Below are 21,151 nucleotides of genomic sequence, written 5' to 3' on the forward strand. Positions count from 1 at the left end.
ACCAATCAATAAATTGATTTTTATTAAGTTTTTTAAGCGAAAATGGCTTAATTCCTTAATGGTAAAAATAAATTATAAATTTAAACAGGCTCTAAAAATTACAAGTTTTTAAACCACAAAAGGAACAAAAGTTTTATTCTTAAAGCATTTAATTAATACGTTTTAAAGACCAAAGAGTATTTAATTTTTTTTGTCATTCCGTAGGAATCTAGGCTGCTGAGATTCCTACGGAATGACAAACTCTCTTCATATAAAACTTTTGTGGTCTTAAAAGCGATATATTTTTCCATTTATCTTTTGTGGTTAATCCTTCGCAACTTTCACTTTTGCATTATTTTCTAAACCATAATTTCCAGAAGTAATAATTCTGTCTTTTAAATTAATATTTCCTGAAACTATTTGCACATAATTTTCATTCTCGGTTCCTTTTACGATATCCATTTTTACCGCGGTATCGTTGTTTTTTAATTTCATTACCCAAAATTTAGATTGCGTTTCATCCGTTAAAACGGCACTTTTTGGAACGTAAATTCCAGTATTATTTTGCTGATGTTTTAAATTAATACTGACAATTAAATTTTCAGGAATTGAAATATTTTCGTTTGGTTTTACTAAGACTTTTTCGGTTTGAGAAATCGGATCAATTGAAGGCAACAATTTTGCAATATGCCCGTGAAGCGTTTTTCCGTCGGGTAAATTAATTTCTAAATTTTTATTGTTGATGAGCATTTCGTGGTATTCATACGGCACATTCATCACAAAACCGAAACTTGAAGCATCGGTAATTCCGGCTAAAATTTCACCTTCCTGAACGTAATCGCCAATTTGATGATTTAAAGAATTTACAAATCCACTTGCCGGACAAACCACGGAAGTAACGCCAGAAAACCGGAAAGATTTATCCAATTTATTAATCGTATTTCCAAGCGCGCGCGATTCTTTGGTTTGCACAGAAAATAAAATTTGCCCTCTTCGTACATTATCGCCCAAATTAATTCTAAGATTTGTGATGTAACCAGTTGCGTTCGCTTTCACATCAGATTTTAATAAATAAGTTGCCGTTGCATTAATGGAAATCGCGTTATTTATAGAAAGCGTATCCGTGGGAAATACCACAGAAACTGGCGTAGCAGAATTTACAGCAGAATCTTGCGCAACAGTTTCCGTATTTTTTTTACAAGAAAAAAGTATGAAAACGAAGGTAAAAGTCAGGATAATTTTAAATATTTTTATCATGGTAGAATCATGTTATCTAATTGATTTTCTAAATGTAAAATCTGCATTTTATATTGCAAAAGTCCACTTTTTAAGTTGGTGTAATTGGTAATTGCTAAAATAAAATCGACCATTTTTACATCGCCAGTCGGTAATTGTTTTAGGTTGGCTTCAATTAAAGTTTTGGAATATTTCATTTGTGTTGTAGCCAGATTTACCATTTCGTTGTACTTTGAGATCTGGTTTTTTATTACCGCTTTTTGTTGTTTAAATTGCTTTTCATAAAAATCGGTGTAATTTTTTCGCGTGTCGAGTTCTATTTTTTTCTGTTGCAAAGACAATTCTTTTTGATGACCATCATAAATCGGAATATTTAAAGAAAAACCTGCGCTAATGCCAAAATTTTTATACGGCGTTTGCATTAAAGCGGAAGAATAACCGCCATCTGCATACAAGGAAAGTTTCGGTTGGTAACTGTAATTGATTAAATTAATGTCGTTTTCTAATTTCAAACTGTCTGTTTTGAATTTTTTAGAATAAATACTTTCTTTAAAATCCGGTTCTAATTGCAAATTAAATTCTGGTTTTTGCAAGTCTGAAATGTCTTTTTCTTCATCGCCAGAAAGCAATTGCAGCAATCCAAAATTATTCTGAAAATCGGCTAAATGTTGCTTAAGTTGCAATTCATTTTGCTGTTGCGTCACTTTAAAACTCAAATAATCAGTTTGCCGAAAGACGGATTTTTGGGTTAATTTTTTTAAAATTAAATCTTCTTGCCCGAAAATATCAATAATTTCTTGGTCAATTTTTGTTTGCTCTTGGTTTTGATACGCCAAAAGATATTGCTCTGTAATGGCTTTTTTTAAATTTAAAGCCGAAAAATTTTTCTGATTTATTAATTGCTGAATCGCTAAAGAAAAAGAATTCAGTTTTGCATTATAATTTTTTTTACTTAAAAAATCACGGGAAACTCTGCCCAAAAAAGTGAGATTATTTCCGTTAATCGTGGTGTTTCCGCTATATCCGTAACCATTAATTACCGGCGAATAAGACGCATCTGCAATGCCATTTACTTTAAAACCAAATTCTTTGCGCATTTTTATGCTGTCCAAAGAAGTAATGCTCATTTGGTTGTTGAAATCTTTTAAATTCGGATTATTTTGCTGGGAAGTTTTTAGATAATAATCGAGTGTGTTTTGCGCCGTGAAAAATCCCGTATTTAAAAAGGAAAAAAGCAGAAATAAAAATAATTTTATTTTTTTTGACTCGAACATTTAGGATTAAATCTGGAAATTAAATTCAAAAATAAAGTTTAATTCTGTATAAAAACTGAATTTTACAAACCAAAATATTTAATTTTAATAGTATGTTTAAAAAGGAATGCACCAGTTTCTTCACAAAGGCACGAATTTCATTTTTCAATTTAAGCAACATTTTTTGTCATTCCATAGGAATCTAAGCAAAGAAAATAAACCGCCTAGATTCCTACGGAATGACAAAAACCGGTTTTAAAATGTTTTTTAGGTTAAACTCAGTTTCCTTCGTGAAATCTTTGTGTCTCTGTGGTTAATTTAAACGGTTTAAAACAAAAAAATGGCGGTTTTCCTTAAATTCATAACTTAAATTTAAGTGGAAAGCATTGGCAATTTGTTTCGCAATTTCTAAACCTAAACCCGTTCCTTTTTCTTTATTATTTTGCCGTTGAAATCGGTTGAATAATTTTTCTTTATCTAATGCTTTTCCATCTGATAGATTAGAAATTAGCAATTCGTTTTCGCTAAAAACCACTTCTACTTCGCTGTCTTTTGGTGCATATTTTAAAGCATTTAAAAGTAAATTTCCCACCAAAATTTCGGCTAAATTTTCGTCTATTTCAACAATAAAAATTTCTGATAAACTCGTTTTTAAATAAAGATTTTTAAATTTAATTTGCTCTTGGTAATTTTTAAAAAATTTTTCTGCCAAAAGATTAAGATTAACGTTTTGAGTTTCAGAAAACTGTTTGTTTTCAATCTTCGAAAGCAACAAAAGGGATTTGTTGAGTTTGCTCATTCTGGAAGTCGCATTCGAAATATCGTTTAAAATTTCTGCTTGTTGCGCCGAAATGTTTTCAGTTTGCCAGAATAATTCTAAATTATTTTGCACAATTGCAAGTGGCGTTTGCAACTCGTGAGAAGCGTTTTCTGTAAATTCTTTTTGAGATTGATAGACTTTTTTATTGTTGGAAGAAAGTTCGTTTAGCGAAAAATTCAGGTCATTAAACTCATTAATCTTGCTTTTTTCTAAATTCAATTCATCTACTTTATCTACGCGAAACTGTTTTAATTTTTCTAAAGTTTTATAAAATGGTTTCCAAACTTTTTGCTTGATATTGTAATTTATGATGAGCAAAGTCCCGACTAAAACGAGCAAAATTGAGATTAGAAGTTTTAAAATAATTTTTAACAAATCTTCACTTTCCACCAAAGATTCTTTTATTTGAACATTATAATTAACGCCATCAGACTTCACTGAAAACTGTAAAATTCTATAAAATTCTTTTTCGTTTTCTATATTATTATAAATTTCTTTTGTGAAAAGTTGGTCTTTTGAAAAGGCATTTGAACTTTTAACTACAGTTATTTCATTTTCTAAAATCAAAAAATTCTTATCGTGTAGATTTTGTAATTTTTCAGTTACCAAAGTTTTTTGATCTTGCAGACTTTCATCAATATTATGTGTTAAAACCGATTGCAACACAAAATAAAAAACAGGAATAGAAACCAGCATTACTAAAACCGAAACACCGATGTAACGCAATGAAATATAATGCGTTAACTTCATTTCGCTTCAATTTTATAACCCATTCCGTAAACCGATTTTATGCAATCTTTTGCGCCAATTTTGGCTAATTTTTTCTTGATATTTTTTATGTGCGCGTAAAGGAAATCAAAATTATCAAAAAAATCAATATTGTCTTCTGCGATGTGTTCTGCAATGGCGTTTTTAGAAATAATTCTGTTTTTATTCACAGAAAGATAGAGCAAAATATCGTATTCTTTTCGGGTAAAATCAATGGCTTTTTTATTAAATAAAATGATTTTTGAATCGGTGTCAATTTCTAAATCATTAATTAAAATTGTAGAATTTCCTTTAAATTGTCTTCTTCTAATGACAGAAGAAATTCTGGCGCCGAGTTCGGCAAGATGAAAAGGTTTCGGCAAATAATCATCTGCGCCGAGTTGCAAACCAAGAATTTTATCGTCTAAAGAATTTTTAGCAGAAATAATAATAACGCCGTCGGATTTTTTTTCTTCTTTTAAAAATTTTAGAAGATTTAGGCCGTTTCCGTCGGGCAAAGTGATGTCTAATAAAATGCAATCGTAGGCGAAAGATTCTAATTTTTCTATGGCATTAGAATAATTTTTGGCGACTTCACAACTGTATTTTTCGTTTTTCAGGTATTCTAAAATACTTTTGCTGAGTTGGTCTTCATCTTCGATTAATAAAATTTTCATTGAAATTTTTTAGAAAATTAAGTCTTAAAACTGAATAAAAACTGATTTTTTCTTAAATCATCAGTCAAAATGTTTTTAAAACCCTATTTAAATCTATCCCAAAGCTTGCTGCAAATCATTTACAACATCTTCCACGGTTTCCAAACCTACTGATACTCGCACTAATCCGTCTGTAATCCCTACAGATAATCTTTCTTCGACGGATAATTTACTGTGCGTTGTAGAAGCAGGATGTGTAACAATTGTGCGAGTGTCTCCTAAATTTGCTGAAAGTGAGCACATTTTTATTTTGTCTAAAAATGCTCTTCCTGCTGCCAAACCGCCTTTTATTTCGAAAGAAACAATATTTCCGCCCAAACGCATTTGTTTTTTTGCTATTTCAAATTGTGGATGCGAAGGCAAAAAAGGATATTTCACGGTTTGCACGTTTGCATTTGATTCTAAAAAAGTTGCAATTTTTAGTGCGTTATCACAATGTTTCTCTACTCTAACAGCCAATGTTTCCAAACTTTTAGACAAAACCCATGCATTGAAAGGCGATAAAGCTGGCCCAGTATTTCTAGAAAATAAATAAATTTCTCTTATTAAATCTGCCCTTCCTACTGCGATTCCGCCCAAAACACGACCTTGCCCATCAATCAATTTTGTGGCAGAATGAATAACGATATCTGCACCAAAAGCAATTGGATTTTGCAAATAAGGCGTTGCAAAGCAATTATCAATGATTAAAATGAGATTGTGCTTTTTTGCAATATTTGCTAATAATTCGAGGTCAATTATATCTACAGCGGGGTTTGTAGGACTTTCGGCGTATAAAATTTTTGTATTAGGTTTTATAAATTGTTCTATTGTTTCTGGCTGATTTATATTGAAATAACTTGTTTCTATATTCCATTTTGGAAAATATTTAGTAAATAAAGCATGAGTGGAACCAAAAACACTTCCTGCAGAAACGACGTGATCGCCGGCATTTAATAATGCTGCAAATGTAGAAAACACGGCTGCCATACCTGTTGCAAATGCATAGCCTTCTTCTGCACCTTCCATTTGGCAAATTTTTTCTACAAATTCTGAAGTATTTGGATTAGAAAATCGGCTGTAGATATTTCTTTCTTTTTCTTCAGAAAACGATGCTCTCATATCTTCGGCATCTTCAAAAATAAAACTGGAGGTTAAAAACAAAGGAACAGAATGTTCTTGGTATTGCGTTCGTTCTAATTGGTTTCTAATAGAATTTGTTTCAAAACCTAGTTTCTTTTTATTCATAATGTTTCAGAATTTAATACAATTTTATAATTAATCTCGGCCGTTGGTTCTATAGTTTTGGCAACAGAACAATATTTTTGAAAAGACAAATCAGCTGCTTTCAAGGCTTTTTCCTTACTTATATTGCCCTCTAAATAGATCATTAAAGTAATTTTTTTAAAAGGAGAAGCAGCATCAATAGGCACGCGAATCCCTTCCACTTCTGTCCGAAATGAAGTGATGTTTTGTTTTTGTTTTTTTAAGATTGAAATAATATCAATACTACTACAACCCGCTAAACTCATCAGTAAAAGTTCCATTGGGCTTGCTGCCAAATCTTGACCGCCAAACTCCGCTCTACTATCCATTTCAACGATGTGTCCTCTTTCATTTTCAGCTTTGAAATGATATGCGTCACCAATTCTATTTAATTTAATTTTCATTTTTCTTTAATGCTTTCTATTCATTTTCCTTTCAAAAACTTGTATTATTAAAATACTTATTTGCAAAAATGTATTTTTTTTAACATTCTGCCACGTTCACCGCTATCGCCAAACCGCCTTCGGAGGTTTCTTTAAAGCGCTCACTCATTTCTTGCGCTGTTTCCCACATGGTTTGGATGACTTGATCGAGTGAAACTTTTGCTTTTTCGGGATCACTTTCCAATGCGATATTTGCCGCTGTGATGGCTTTCATAGCGCCCATAGAATTTCGTTCAATACAAGGAATTTGCACCAAACCGCCTATCGGATCGCAGGTTAAACCAAGATGATGCTCCATCGCAATTTCAGCGGCCATCAAAACTTGGCCCGGACTTCCGCCCATAATTTCCGTTAAACCCGCTGCTGCCATCGCAGATGAAACACCTATTTCTGCTTGGCAACCGCCCATCGCTGCTGAAATAGTTGCGTTTTTTTTGAATAAAGTGCCAATTTCGCCAGCAACTAAAATAAATCTGATAATTTCTTCGTCTGAAGTAAACTCGGTAAAAGCTTGCGCAAACATTAAAACTGCTGGAATCACACCACTTGCGCCGTTTGTGGGTGCAGTAATTATTCTACCAAAACTCGCATTTTCTTCATTGACAGCCAAAGCAAAACAAGACACCCATTTATTAATCGTAGTGAAAGTTTCTTCCGCATCTACAACCAATTTAAACCATTCATCAATATTTTTGTAAATTTTATCGCCCAAAAGTTTACGATTTAAATTTGCAGCGCGACGCGTCACATTTAAGCCGCCTGGCAAAGTTCCTTCAGCATTTACACCTTTGTAAATGCATTCTTTTATCTGTTTCCAAATATAAAGCGCTTCTGCCCTAGTTTCTTCTTGTGTTCGCCAAGATTCTTCATTTATTAAAATTAAATCTGAAATTCTATCTAAATTTAATCGCTCACAATAAAACCTCAAATCTTTTGCTTTATGACAAGGATAAAGCGTTCTAATGCAAGATTCCTCTAAAGAATTTTCTTCTTTGGTTGCTACAAAACCGCCGCCAACAGAATAGTAATCTTGGCTTAAAGTTTCACCATTTTCAAATTTCGCGGTAAAGACCATTCCATTTGGATGAAAATCTAAAGATTTTTCTTTATTTAAAATTAAATTTTTTCCATAAACAAACGGAAGAATTTTCTCACCACCGAGATTTATTTGCTTGCTATTTTTAATTAATTCTATTTTCTCGGAAATTTTTTTGGTATTAATAGTTTTAAAATTTTCGCCACTTAAGCCAAGCATTCCAGCGATATCAGTTCCGTGGCCAACACCAGTTTTTGCAAGTGAGCCAAAAAATTCTACATTTATCTCAGACACATTTTGTATGCTGTTTTCACGTCTTATTTTATCTAAAAAAAATTCTGCGGCGTTCCAAGGCCCCATTGTATGAGAACTAGACGGACCGATGCCCACTTTTATAATTTCGAAAATACTGATGGATTGCATAATATGTTGAAAAATGTTTGTTAACAAAGATAAAAAATTGATGTTAACTTTTGAATAAATTTTAACACAGTGGCAAGAAGGTTTCTTTCATAAAAAACAGAGTGGTAAATTTTGAAAATAAAAAAAGTTAAAATCCTTTAAAGTTTCCTAAAATATTAATTAGCGGATTTGTCTTTTGTATTTTTACCTCATAAATTTTTGAAATGCAGACAAATTACGACTATATCATCATCGGAAGCGGCGCAGGTGGCGGCACAATCGCATACACTTTAGCCGAAAGTGGGAAAACAATTTTAATATTAGAACGAGGAAATTTTCTTCCGCAAGAAAAAGAAAATTGGGATACTGTAGAAGTTTTTGAAAAAGAAAGGTACCACACCAAAGAAGTTTGGAAAGATAAAAACGGTGAAGATTTGCATCCAGGAACAGGTTATTGGGTTGGTGGAAATACGAAAGTTTATGGTGCAGCACTTTTTAGATTAAGAGAAGAGGATTTTGGCGAAATCCAACATTTTGGTGGCATTAGCCCGAGTTGGCCTTTAAAATATGAAGATTTTGAACCCTTTTATGATAAAGCAGAAAAATTGTTTGACGTACACGGAAAAGCAGGTGTAGATCCTACAGAACCGTTTCGAAGTGCGCCATTGCCATTTGAGGGCGTTGCAGATGAACCTAGAATTGCAGAAGTTCGGGAAGGTTTAACGAAAATGGGACTTCATCCGTTTGATATTCCGCTTGGTGTAAAATTAAATGAAAAAAATCTACTACAAAGCAAATGCATAAAATGCGATACTTGTGATGGTTTTCCGTGTTTGCTGCATGCGAAAGCAGATTCTGACATCAATTGTATTCGGCCAATAATGAATAGAGAAAATGTAACTTTATTAATAAATGCTAAAGCCGAAAAATTGCTAACTAACGATGAAGGCACCAAAATTACAGGCGTTGAAACCAATTTAAACGGAGAAAAAATAATTTTTGAAGGCAAAACAGTCATCGTTTCTTGTGGTGCTATAAATTCTGCTGTTTTATTTTTGAAATCTGCTAATGAAAAACATCCAAATGGTTTAGCAAACAAAAGCGACCAAGTTGGGCGCAATTTTATGAAACACCAAAATGCTGCGATGCTCGCGATGAGTTTTAAAGAAAACCCTGTAAAATTTCAAAAAACTTTCGCTATAAATGATTATTATTTTGCCGATCCGCAAAACGAAAATTTTAAATTTCCGATGGGCGGCATTCAACTTATGGGAAAAAGCAACCGCTACATGTTGACTGGAGATGCACCCTTTTTCACGCCTTCGAAAGTATTATCTGAAATGGCCGAGCATTCTGTAGATTGGTGGTTTATGGCGGAAGATTTACCTATGCCAGAAAACCGTGTGGAATGGAAAAATAATCAAATCCATTTAAATTATACGCCGCACAATGAGGAAGCTTTAGACCAATTGTTAAAAAAATTCTCTAAAGTTTTAACGGAAATGGAGGATCATATTAAATTTTTACCAGAAAATATTAACGTTAGTAAGAAGATTCCATTGGCTGGTGTTGCGCATCAAAATGGAACTTTAAGATTTGGAAATAATCCTGAAACTTCAGTTTTGGATATCAACTGCAAAACACACGAGATTGATAATTTATATGTTGTAGATGCCTCGTTTTTCCCAAGTTGTGGCGCGGTAAACCCATCTCTGACGATTATTGCAAATGCGATTAGAGTTGGAGAACATTTAATGGCTTTGGAAACTAACTAATATCATTTTGTCATTAAAATTAGTTTAAAAGATTAAACTCCTTCGGAGTTCTTTTTAATCTTATTCATTTTTTTACACAGATATTGCTCCGATTGAGCATTTTTTTCCGGAAAAAAACCAGGTTAAAATGATAATATAAAAATTTTCAATTTCAGATTAATTTTTGAAAAAGAAACTTACAAAGGCAGGAAAAAAAATCTGTAAATCTGACTTTCTACAAACAAGTAAGTGGTTTCAAGAATTAAATATCTTTAATAAAATCTTCATAATCCAAAAACAAAGTTTCCATTTTATCCATATTTTCAACAAAAAATTCGAAAATATCGCGCCAAGTATTTTTGTTGAAAATACTAACGCCAGTTTTTTCTACCCAGATTTTACTGATTATTTTTCCGTTTTGTAAAGTGAAATTTTCATCTAAAAAAAGTTCTGGGATTTCTCCAAGAAAAAGATTTTCTAAACTTTGTATTTTTTCAAAATAAGCATTTCGGAAAACTTCATCATTCATTTCTATATTTAAAGAAACTTCCGCTTTTTTATTATCGGCGTAAAATTTAAAGGAAAGATCTTTAATTTTTGTATCATACAACAACCATTTTCGGGGAAAAGATTTCCCGAAAGCAGTCCAAAATTCTTTCTTTAAGGTTGCGGCTTCTTCTTTTGAAAACATTTTTTTCTTATTTACTTTTCGAACTTTAAAATACATGCTATTTGAAATCTATGTCGTAACATAGCACTTTTAAATTTTTATTGAGAATAATGCAGTAATTGCTATTTGGTAATTTATAGATTGTATCTCCAACAGTTATTTTATTATAAAGTTCTGAGGTAGAATTAATAAAATTTTCTTTATTTTTAATTTTCAAATCTTTACAGAGCAAAATTTCATTTCTTAGATTATATTTTTTAAAGACCACAGCTTTAAAAGAGGAATCAAACAATTCTTTATTATCTTTTTTTTCTAAAGAATTTGAATATAGCCAACCAGATATTAATGCTATAATTATAACAATTTTAAAAACAAGATCACTATTATTTTTTAAAAACTGCATTTATCAAAAATTTATTAATTAAATGATTTTAAAAATTCAAAATTCTTTCTTTAAAGTCGCGGCTTCTTCTTTTGAAAACATTTTTTTTAATTATTGGTCACGGCTTTTTGTAATTATTGCCGAAAGTCGGAAGACTTTGCGCAGCGCGGTTTAAACATAGGATATTCCGCAAACATTAAATAAGTTTTTCTTTATATTTCGAGCCTAAATAATATAATATTGGAATTAAAATTAAAATCCAAATTAAAAAAATTCGGTTAGGTGTTAGAAAGTGAGTAGCGCTTTCAGTCTGAATAACATTGTGCGTTACATAAAAAAAAACATTTCCAGACCAATGCATAAAACCAGTAATCCAAAGATTCTTAGTTAAAATCAAGGGAATAATAAGTAAAACACCCAAGAAAAAAATATAACTCAAAGTATCAAAACTTTCATTAAGCCTGTAGATGTGATTTAATAAATAGACAAGAGAAGAAATTAGTACAATCCATATAACTTTTATTTTATTATTAAATAAATTGAACACAGTTGCGCGAGTCAAAACGTCTTCCGAAAATGATGAAAACATAACACCGAAAGCAAATGGCAAACTTAATTTTAATATATCTTTCCAATCAGGAATGTTCGTAATAAATTCAACTCTAATTGAAAGCGAAATTAAATAAGGAATTGCATATAATAAAAGGCCTAAAAATATCCCTATCATAAAATGTTTGAGTTTCAATTTCGAAAATGATAATCCCCAAAATGTAAGACCATTGTTCATATTCCAGTTTCCAAAAAACCAAGCCGTTATAAAAAAAAGGAACTGAAAACCAAAAAACCCTGCAATATTATTATTAAATAAAAGCATGTACTCAGCGGAATGGTAAAGCAAAAATAAAACAATAAATGAGACAGAAATTTTTAGCACTTCTAAATGTCTTGCTTTTAAATCTAAATTTCGAAAAATTTTACCCATTTCAAAAGTTTAATTTTTTTCCTTGAATTCTAAAATATTACAATTATCATATTTAACACTTTAATCTTGTGTAAAATTTTAAATCACGCCCAATTCTTTCCCCACTTTTGTGAAACCTGCAATTGCTTTATCCAACTGTTCTTTGCTGTGCGCCGCAGAAAGTTGCACGCGAATTCTGGCTTTTCCTTTTGGCACGACGGGGAAGAAAAAACCGATGACATAAATGCCTTCATCCATTAATTTTTCCGCCATTTTCTGCGCCAAAGGTGCGTCGTAAAGCATCACAGGAACAATTGCCGCATCGCCATCTGGAATATCAAAACCTTTGGCTTTCATTTCTTTACGGAAATATTCTGCGTTTTCCATCACTTTGTCTCGCAAAGAAGTGTCGTTTGAAATCATTTCTAAGACTTTTATGGATGCGCCCACAATTCCTGGCGCGAGAGAATTTGAAAATAAATACGGACGCGAACGTTGACGCAACATATCAATAATTTCTTTTTTACCGGACGTAAATCCGCCCATTGCACCGCCCAAAGCCTTGCCCAAAGTTCCGGTGATAATATCCACTCTTCCCATTACGTTGTTTGCTTCGTGCGTTCCGCGACCGGTTTTGCCGATAAATCCTGTGGCGTGACAATCATCTACCATAACCAAAGCGCCGTATTTATCGGCTAAGTCACAAATTCCTGCTAAATTAGCGACGATTCCGTCCATTGAGAAAACACCGTCTGTGACGATAATTGTATGGCGGTGATTTTGTTTTGAAGCCTCAATTAATTGCGCTTCTAAATCTGCCATATTATTGTTTTCGTATCGGTATCTCGCTGCTTTACAAAGTCTTACACCATCAATAATGGATGCGTGATTTAATGAATCTGAAATTATACAATCTTCTGCTGTAAATAATGGCTCAAAAACACCACCATTGGCGTCAAAACATGCGGCGTATAAAATGGTATCTTCCATTCCTAAAAATTCTGAAATTTTGCTTTCTAAAGTTTTGTGAATATCCTGAGTTCCACAGATAAAACGAACGGAAGACAAGCCGAAACCGTGAGAATCCATCATTTCTTTGGCCGCTTTTATGACTTCTGAATTATCGGAAAGTCCGAGATAATTATTCGCGCAAAAGTTGAGTAATTCTTTGCCATTTGCAGTAATTTCTGCCGATTGTGGCGAAGAGATGATGCGTTCTTTTTTGTATAAACCTTCGTTTTCGATAGTTTGAAGTTCGGATTGTAGAGTTTGAAGAAATTTTTGTGAAAGCATGATTTTAGATGTTAGATTTGAGATTTGAGATTTGTGATGTGAGATGTGAGATTTGAGATATTAGTTTAAAATCTGTAAAATTATTGAGTCGCTAAATTACGAAAAATGGAAATGATTTTTGGTTTTGATTTTGAAAATTGCAATTCTATGTAATGAAATGATTCTAAGGAATTTGTTGATTATAGTGAAATTTTAAAATCAAAACTTTAATTTGAAGATTATTAAGTTTTTTCGGGACTTTTGGTTTTACTAAAAAACTTTGTCAAAGTACTTGCTCTGCGCTTTAAAACTTTGACAAAGTGGATGGGATTTCTTGCAGGAATTATTCGGAATTATTGGAATTATTTGGATTTTCCGGATTTTAAAAATCTAAACTTTAAATTATATTATTAACAACTAGAATTATGAAGATTTGGAGATTATTTTGTTTTTTCGAGTCGTTTAGTTTTACTAAAAAACTTTGTCAACGTACTTGCTTTGCGCTTTAAAACTTTGACAAAGTGGAGCGAAATATATAAAAACTTTGTCAAAGTACTTGCTTTGCGCTTTTAAACTTTGACAAAGTGGATGAAAATATATTTTTGAAAAAGTACGTTTATTCTTTAATAAATTTAAAATTCTGACCTGCAATTTTTAAAATGTAAAAACCTTTAGCAAAACCAGAAATATTAATATTTGAGTTCGGGTAGAATTTTCCACTTTTAACTTTTCTGCCATCGGCTGAATAAATTTCAAAAATTTCGCTTGTTTGTAAACCAAAAATTGTTAAAGAATTTTTGGCTGGATTTGGATAGATTTGAAGTTTAGAATTTATTGAATTTTGGTTTGTTTGCAAATTTGAGTTTTGCGTTATAGTTGAGTTTTTCTCGAGGATTTGCAACTCATAATTGAATTCAACATTAGCAACAGTAAAATTTAGTGGTTCAGTAAAATATTGATTATTACTGTCATTATCTAAAGCAAAATAGGCGGTTTCGCCCAAAGTTCCTGTCACTTTTATTGGCAATGGTATTTTAAAATAAGAAACGGAAGAATCGCTTTGTGTTTGTGAAATTTTAAATGTAATACTTTGGTTTACAGAAGATTGTTTATATTGAATAGTATAAGTGGGATAGCCTTGTCCGTAAATCCATTCGTTAAAAAATTCTGTAAAATCTTTGCCAGTTGATTGAAGTAATGAATTTTTAAAATCTTCAGTTTTTGCGTAATTGTAAGCCAAATTTGGTCGGGAATTATAATCTCTTAAAGCCTGATAGAAATTATCATCACCCAAAATCCATTTCAACATTCTTAGCACATAACCTCCTTTTGCATAAGATAAACGACCGTCAAAAATGGCATTAATATTTGCTAAATTGACATCAGAAACGTAAACACTTCCGCTTGGCAGCGATGTAATGAAATTTTTTTGATTTAATAAATAGGCTTGAAATTCTGCGGGCGTATTTAATAATTTTTCGCGTGTAAGATGCTCGCCAAAAGTTGCAAAACCTTCATTTAGCCAAATGTCGTTCCAAGCGCCGCAAGTTATTTTATCACCAAACCATTGGTGAGCAAGTTCGTGAGCGATTAAAGTCTGCGTCCAGCCGCCCATAGAAGTTATTGTAGCGTGTTCCATGCCGCCGCCCCAGCCAAATTCCATGTGACCGTATTTTTCATTTCGGTAGGGATAATCGCCAAAAAACTGCTCATAAACTGGGAGAATTTGTTTCGTCCAATCGATGATGCTCATTTTGTTGGCATCCGCTGCGGTAGAAGGATAAACATAATTTACAAAAGGAAAAGGCGGTGTAGAAATCACATCATTAAATTTGGTATAATTGGTGATTCCTAAAGCGATTAGATACGCTGGAATTGGATATTTAGTTTGCCAAAATGTGGTTTTATTAGCGCCAGAAACTGTTTCAGAAATTAATTTTCCGTTTGAAGCCACATTATATTGCGAAGGCGCCGTTACAATCATTTGAATTTTTTCAATTTTATCATTCATACTTTGCTTTGTGGGAAACCATTCTTGCGCACCGTAAGGTTCAGAAAGCGTGTATAAAACTGGTGTTCCGCTCTGTGTGCTGGTTGTGAATGCTCCTGTTGAAAGATCTGGAATCCCAGAATATTTTATTGAAAGTGAATCTAAAGTATTAGAAGGAAGCGCATTAGCAAAATCAATTTTCAATTCTTTTGTCGGAAGTTGGGTAAAAGTGAGATTATTACCATGAAATTTCACTTCAGAAACCGTTAAAGTATTGGCCAAATCAAAATAAATTGAATTTATATTTTGATTGGGAACAAATGCTGAAGTTACAATCCCCGTAACCTTTTGTACAGAAGGATCTAATTGTAATTCTAATCTTTGAGATTTCAAATCATAATTTAAAGTATTGGGATTTATATTAAACGAAATCATTTTTTGATAAGTGCCTGCTTCGCCGTTTATCATTGCTTTTCTATCTCTCTCTTCGCTAATATTTTGCGCCGAAAGAAAGGGGGTAAAACAGTACAAAATAATAATTAAATATATTTGTTTCATATGTAAATATTTATTGTTTTTAAGGTCATATGTTATCGCCCTAATCTTCATTTGTGTTGGTTTGCAATTTTATTATAGGCGATTTCATTTAATGAAAATTTAAATAGTAAAGATAAAAAAAACCTTCCGATAATGTAATCAAAAGGTTTCTCATTTGCGAATTTAGAAATTTTACAATTCTAACGTTGGTATCAATAACTCTTCCATTTTTTTCTTAACATCAGCAACTGAACCAGCATAATTATTAACTAACAAAGAAAAAGTTAACGTTTTGCCAGTTTTTGTTTTAATGTAACCAGCAAGTGCTTTTACTTTATTTAAAGTCCCTGTTTTTGCGAAAATTTGGCCGTTGGCATCGCCGTATAAAAACATTCTTCTTAATGTTCCAGATTGCCCTGCGACCGGTAAAGATTCAAAATAATCTTTAAAATAAGATTCATGCATTCTGCTTGCTAAAAATTTTACTTGTGCAATTGGCGTTACCGTGTTGCTGTGAGACAAACCGCTTCCATCGATATAATTTAAACCATTCAAATCAAAGCCAATATTCGTGAGATGATTGATTACTGCTTTTTTACCAGAAGTAACTGATTGATCTCCGTATTTTTGGAATCCCACCATTCTCATAATTGCTTCCGCTAAAGCATTATCACTATGTTGATTAGTATAGTGCACGATGTCTAATAAAGTAGGCGATTCATAAGTATAAAGCACATTTCTGTGATCGGCCGTTGTTTGGGTTTTTAAATTAATAACAGAACCCGTAATCGGCAATTTACTTTTATTTAAAGAATTTTTTAAAAGTGTTGCTAAATATGAGGGCGCTTCTGGCAACGCCGTACTTAGATAATTTTTACCATCAAACACATCAGCAAAAGCCATTTTGTTGGTGAATGGAGAAACATAAAAATACCTTTCGGTTTCGTTGAATGGATTTTTTGCAGGAACAATCAACTTCTCATTTCTTGGATCAACATCTGCTGTAGAACCAGCCGGTAAATAATAACTTCCATCTTCTACCCAAACAATATTTTCTGGTAAAATCGGGCTTTTATTCACTTTAAAAACAGCAGTTTGAATAATGATATTGCCTTTAATTTTTTTGATACCAGCATCAGCAATGGCGTGAATATAATCTGTAACAATTTGTGTGTAAGATGCAGCACCCGCCTTTCTCGTTCCCAAAGAAGGATCGCCGCTGCCAACGATGTATAAATTTCCCGTAAGCGTGCCATCTTCATCAATATCACCTTTATATTCGAGTTGAGTTTTCCACTTAAACTTATCGCCCAAAAGACCAAAAGCCGTATCCGTCGTTAATAATTTAGTTGTAGAAGCGGGCACAAGAGGCGCTGTTTCATTATAAGAACTAATAATTTTTTTTGCAACAGGATCATAAACTACAAATCCCCAATTTGCATGACGCAAAACAGGATCGCTCATCATTTTGGTAATTCCGTTATCTACTTCTTCTTTTGCTGCATTTATATTTACTGAAGGAATTTCTTTTTCATTCGGTTGATTATCAGCGGCTGAATAATATTTATTGGATGCAAAAGTACCTTGCGAAAAAGCAAAAACTGAAACTGAAAATGTCGAAAGTAAAAGAAGATTTTTTAGTTTTATCATTTATTATTTTATTTATAAATTCCGCCAAATAGTGGATTTATTTTAATTAAAGATAAGAAATTATATTTAAAAACGTTCAAAATTAGAAATTATTGCCGAATGAAACGCCCATAAAACCTATAAATTGTCGATAAAAACTGTTAAATTATGTTAAAAATCAACAGTTATAGACTTTTTGATAGAATGATAGCCTGTAATTTCATCAAATTCTGCTAAAGATTTCAAAATCAAATCTTTATAAATCTGATAATTTTTCCCTTTAGGTAACTTTAATAAAACCTGAAATTGATAGAGATTTCGCACTTTTCCAATTGGCGATTTCTCTGGGCCCAAAATACATTCTGGAGGCAAATATTTATGCAAAACTGAACCTAAAAACTGCGAAGCGCGGTCGGCTTTGTCTTCCCTTCTATGTTTCAGTTCTATCAAAATTAATTTCACAAAAGGTGGATAAAGAAATTTCTTTCTTTCCTCCAAAAAATGTTTATATATTCCAGCCGTATCATTCTCACGAATAAGTGTAAAAACTTGATGCTGTGGATTATAGGTTTGAATTAAAATTTTACCTTCGCCCGAAGTTCTTCCTGCTCTGCCAGAAACTTGGGTGATTAATTGATAGGCTTTTTCTTCTGCCCTAAAATCTTGCGTATAAAGCAAAGAATCTGCTTTGGGAATAGCGACTAATTCTATACTATCAAAATCTAAACCTTTGGAAATCATTTGTGTACCCAGAATTATTTCGGCTTCACCACTTTCAATTTTTTCGTATAATTTCTCGTAAGCGAACTTCTTTCGCATAGAATCCACATCCATTCTATCAATTTCACTTTCGGGGAATAATTTTTGTAATTCTTCCTCAATTTGCTCAATGCCAACGCCTCTTTCATTAATTTTTTCTGAATGGCATTTTGGGCAAATTGCTGGCTTCGTGGCTTTTTGCCCGCAATAATGGCATTTCATTTCGCGAGAATATTTGTGGTAAGTCATCACCACATCGCAGTTGCTGCAATAATTCACATAGCCGCAACTTTCACATTCTACCACGTGCGCATAACCACGACGATTATGAAGGATTATACTTTGTTTCTTTTGTTCTAAATTTTCCTTTAATTTTTCAATTAACTTAAAAGAAAATTGCCCTTTGGATTGTTGCAATTTTTGGGCTTCTTCAAAATTAATGAGTTCAACTGTCGGCAAAGCAACGCCACCAAATCTTTTTCCTAAAAAAACGTATTTTAATTTTCCTTTTTCAGCCAAATAAAAACTTTCGACCGAAGGCGTGGCAGAACCAAGAATAACATGAGATTTATAGAAATTTGCTAAAACCAAAGCCGCATCTTTTGCATTAAAATAAGGTGAAACTTCGCGCGGCCGATAAGAAAAATCGTGTTCTTCATCTACGATAATTAATCCTAAATTTAGGAAAGGTAAAAAAAGTGCATTTCGCGTCCCGATTAAAATCTTAATCTCATTATTCCTCACTTTTCTCCACACTTCTACCCTTTCAAAATCCGTCAATTTGGTATGATAAAAACACAAACTTTTGCCATATTTTTTTTCTAACCTTTGGATAATTTGTTTGGTTAATGAAATTTCTGGCAGCAAAAAAAGGACATTTTTTTCATTATTAATGCATTCTTGAATATGTTCTAAATACAGATGCGTTTTTCCGGAAGCCGTTACACCATGGAGTAAAACATTAATATTTTGTTTAAAAGAAAGATTAATTTCTTCATTTGCTGCAAACTGTAAATCTGTTAATTTTTCTAAAGTTTCAATTTCTCCCTCGAAACTTTCTAAACGGTCTTTTTGCAACAAATACTCTTCTATTAAATTTTTTTCTAATAATGATTTGAGTTGAGAATGCGAAAAATTTCCTTCCTCGAAAACGAAGGATTTTTTAACGGGTTGATTTTCATTCTCTTGTTGCTTGCTTAAAATTAATAAAAATAGATCCTTTTGTTTAGGCGCTTTATCAAGACTTTTTAAGACTTCTGGCAAGAAATTATCGCGCAAAACATCTTGATTTACCTTCAAATAAGAAATTTCTTTTGCTTTATATTTTTCCGCAATTTTTTCATCCACTTCGATGTATTGCAAATCTATCAACGCATTGATGGTTTTTACAATTAATTTTTTAGGAATAAATGCTTCAATCTCCGTCACATTAATCATTTGCCGAACTTCTAGGGCTTGAATGAGATACATTTCATTCACGTCTAAATTTTCGAAATTAATTTCTGTGTTTGGTTTTAATTTCAAATAAGTTTCACTTTCTAGTTTTAAAGAAGATGGAAATGCAAAACGATAAAATTCCCCGATATTTTGCAAATAGTAGGTTGAAAGCCAATTCCAGAAATGCAATTGCGCTTCCGGAAGAATGGGTTTTTCGTCTAAAATACTGATGATTTCTTTCGCTGTAAAAGTTTCCGGTTGGCGATTGTGTATTTCGAAAACAATGCCTGTATAAATTTTTTTGCCACCAAAAGGAACTAAAACGCGCATTCCGATTTGGATTTCTTGCAGCAATTCTTCGGGAATTTTGTAGGTGAAAGTTCCTTTAAGATTTAAGGGCAATATGATTTGGGCGAAATATTTTATTTTGTTGAACGCAAAGGCGCAAGTTTTTTATTTTTTCCCCATGGGTTAAAACCCATGGCTATTTTTGTTACGCCACTTCGTGGCTTTCTCAATCTCAACTCTTCAATTTTGACTCTCGATTCTTGAATCTTGATTCTCGATTCTTGAATCTTGACTCTTAAGCCTTGATTCTTGACTCTCGACTCTTGATTCTAATTTAAATTTTTCCTACGTTTCAATTCTTTCGAAATCAAAGCGAGTTCTCTACCGGTTTGCCCGGCGACAGAAGTATTTTCTTGTGCACGACGCGTTAAATAAGGCACAACATCTTTTACGGGACCATAAGGTAAATATTTTGCAACATTATAACCCATTTCGCCTAAAACGAAAGAAATATTGTCACTCATGCCGTATAATTGTCCAAAATAAATATGTGGATCGTTGTTTTGCAAGCCTTTTTCTTTCATTTTATCCATTACCAATTCTGTAGATTTCTCGTTGTGTGTCCCAAAAAATGCTGAAATTCTTCCTAAATTATTTAAAGTAAAATCAATCCCAGCATCGAAATTATCGTCTGTTGCTTGTTTTGTAGGTTGAATGGGATCTTCATAATTCATTTCTGCGGCTCGATTACGTTCTTTTTCCATATAAGCGCCACGCACAAATTTGTAGCCGAGATAGAAATTGTGTTTTTCAGCGTTCTCTAAATCTTTTTGCAAAAATTCTAACCTTTTGGTTCGATACATTTGCACAGTATTCCAAACAACGGCTTTTTGCTGATTGTATTTCTTCATCATTTCAAAAATCAAATCATCTGCCGCGTCTTGCATCCAAGTTTCTTCGGCGTCAACCATAATTTTTACATTTTTTTCAAAAGCCATTTTACAAACCTCATCAAAACGCATTACGACTCTTTGCCATTCTTCTTTTTCACTGCTGGTTAATTCTTTGCCACGTCCTACTTCTGCATATAAATCTAATCGCCCAAAACCAGTTGGTTTAAAAACTACAAATGGAATTGCTGCTTTTCCTTCGGCAAATTTTATATTTTCTTTTATTTCTTCTAAAGTTTTATCAAACGCCGCTTCTTCTTCCATACCTTCGATAGAATAATCGAAGATACTTCCTACGCCGTATTTAAACATTTTATTGACAACTTTAAGACTTTCTTCGCGTGTTACGCCACCGCAGAATTGAGAAAATAAAGTATATTTCACCAAATCGCCCGCAAAAGGAATACTGTTGCTAACGGCAAAATTTAGCACCGACGTTCCAATTTTAGTTAAAGTGGGTTGCTCTATTAACTTAAACATCCAAAACGCTTTGCGTAATTCGGCATCCGATTTATCTGCAAAAGCAATCTTGGTATTATTAAAAACTGACATAAATAGAAGTATTTTATTAGATTCCAAATTTACTAATATTATTGCTTTTTTTTAATTAATTTTTTAGTGGATTTTAATAACATAAATTTCTTT

16 protein-coding genes are annotated in these 21,151 nt (G+C 32.5%); 1 reads left to right on the forward strand and 15 read right to left on the reverse strand.

From position 1 onward, the window contains the following. Positions 1-303: 303 nt before the first annotated feature. The 7 genes from C4S29_RS12555 to C4S29_RS12585 all read right to left on the reverse strand — a co-directional run bounded on the left by C4S29_RS12555 (position 304) and on the right by C4S29_RS12585 (position 7,898). Entirely contained in the window at positions 304-1,236 is a 933-nt protein-coding gene (locus C4S29_RS12555) for an efflux RND transporter periplasmic adaptor subunit (RefSeq protein WP_103914451.1), read from the reverse strand. Continuing rightward, complete coding sequence (locus C4S29_RS12560) at positions 1,233-2,489, reverse strand: TolC family protein (RefSeq protein ID WP_103914452.1); 1,257 nt, start codon at positions 2,487-2,489, stop codon at positions 1,233-1,235. The genes C4S29_RS12555 and C4S29_RS12560 overlap by 4 nt, the downstream gene beginning before the upstream one ends. A 292-nt stretch (positions 2,490-2,781) precedes the next feature. After that, positions 2,782-4,038 (reverse strand): sensor histidine kinase, encoded by a 1,257-nt coding sequence (locus C4S29_RS12565; RefSeq protein ID WP_103914453.1) that lies wholly within the window; start codon positions 4,036-4,038, stop codon positions 2,782-2,784. Continuing rightward, positions 4,035-4,712: a response regulator transcription factor gene (locus C4S29_RS12570; protein ID WP_103914454.1), complete on the reverse strand. Its 678-nt coding sequence runs from the start codon at positions 4,710-4,712 to the stop codon at positions 4,035-4,037. The genes C4S29_RS12565 and C4S29_RS12570 overlap by 4 nt, the downstream gene beginning before the upstream one ends. Before the next feature lie 93 nt (positions 4,713-4,805). Continuing rightward, entirely contained in the window at positions 4,806-5,978 is a 1,173-nt protein-coding gene (locus C4S29_RS12575; protein ID WP_103914455.1) for a trans-sulfuration enzyme family protein, read from the reverse strand. After that, complete coding sequence (locus tag C4S29_RS12580; protein WP_103914456.1) at positions 5,975-6,400, reverse strand: OsmC family protein; 426 nt, start codon at positions 6,398-6,400, stop codon at positions 5,975-5,977. Before C4S29_RS12580 ends, C4S29_RS12575 begins: the two co-directional genes overlap by 4 nt. Before the next feature lie 79 nt (positions 6,401-6,479). After that, positions 6,480-7,898 (reverse strand): L-serine ammonia-lyase, encoded by a 1,419-nt coding sequence (locus C4S29_RS12585; protein WP_103914457.1) that lies wholly within the window; start codon positions 7,896-7,898, stop codon positions 6,480-6,482. Positions 7,899-8,101: 203 nt separating this feature from the next. Here C4S29_RS12585 and C4S29_RS12590 point away from each other — a divergent pair, with 203 nt between their 5' ends. Next, complete coding sequence (locus C4S29_RS12590) at positions 8,102-9,652, forward strand: GMC oxidoreductase (RefSeq protein ID WP_103914458.1); 1,551 nt, start codon at positions 8,102-8,104, stop codon at positions 9,650-9,652. 241 nt (positions 9,653-9,893) lie between these two features. On the opposite strand, the gene C4S29_RS12595 is transcribed toward C4S29_RS12590, so the two are convergent. From C4S29_RS12595 to C4S29_RS12630, 8 genes are all read right to left on the reverse strand, one after another. Then, positions 9,894-10,322 carry a DUF4268 domain-containing protein gene (locus C4S29_RS12595; RefSeq protein ID WP_103914653.1) on the reverse strand — a complete coding sequence of 143 codons (429 nt, stop codon included), beginning with the start codon at positions 10,320-10,322 and terminating at the stop codon, positions 9,894-9,896. 37 nt (positions 10,323-10,359) lie between these two features. Next, a complete protein-coding gene (locus C4S29_RS12600; RefSeq protein WP_103914459.1) occupies positions 10,360-10,704 on the reverse strand; it encodes a hypothetical protein in 345 nt (114 codons plus the stop codon). Between the two features lie 175 nt (positions 10,705-10,879). Beyond that, the gene (locus C4S29_RS12605; RefSeq protein ID WP_103914460.1) at positions 10,880-11,665 is read right to left on the reverse strand and encodes a CPBP family intramembrane glutamic endopeptidase; all 786 of its coding nucleotides are present in this window, start codon (positions 11,663-11,665) and stop codon (positions 10,880-10,882) included. Between the two features lie 78 nt (positions 11,666-11,743). Then, positions 11,744-12,937 (reverse strand): glycine C-acetyltransferase, encoded by a 1,194-nt coding sequence (kbl, locus tag C4S29_RS12610; RefSeq protein WP_103914461.1) that lies wholly within the window; start codon positions 12,935-12,937, stop codon positions 11,744-11,746. A gap of 595 nt (positions 12,938-13,532) precedes the next feature. Next, on the reverse strand, positions 13,533-15,464 hold the full coding sequence (locus C4S29_RS12615) for a M1 family aminopeptidase (protein ID WP_103914462.1): 1,932 nt from the start codon (positions 15,462-15,464) through the stop codon (positions 13,533-13,535). Positions 15,465-15,635: 171 nt separating this feature from the next. Beyond that, positions 15,636-17,093: a D-alanyl-D-alanine carboxypeptidase/D-alanyl-D-alanine endopeptidase gene (dacB, locus tag C4S29_RS12620; RefSeq protein ID WP_103914463.1), complete on the reverse strand. Its 1,458-nt coding sequence runs from the start codon at positions 17,091-17,093 to the stop codon at positions 15,636-15,638. A gap of 150 nt (positions 17,094-17,243) precedes the next feature. Beyond that, complete coding sequence (gene priA / locus C4S29_RS12625; RefSeq protein WP_233740554.1) at positions 17,244-19,670, reverse strand: replication restart helicase PriA; 2,427 nt, start codon at positions 19,668-19,670, stop codon at positions 17,244-17,246. Between the two features lie 215 nt (positions 19,671-19,885). Further along, positions 19,886-21,058 (reverse strand): proline dehydrogenase family protein, encoded by a 1,173-nt coding sequence (locus C4S29_RS12630; protein WP_103914464.1) that lies wholly within the window; start codon positions 21,056-21,058, stop codon positions 19,886-19,888. Between the last annotated feature and the right edge of the window lie 93 nt (positions 21,059-21,151).

The organism is Halpernia humi (assembly GCF_900108025.1).
Lineage (GTDB): Bacteria > Bacteroidota > Bacteroidia > Flavobacteriales > Weeksellaceae > Halpernia > Halpernia humi.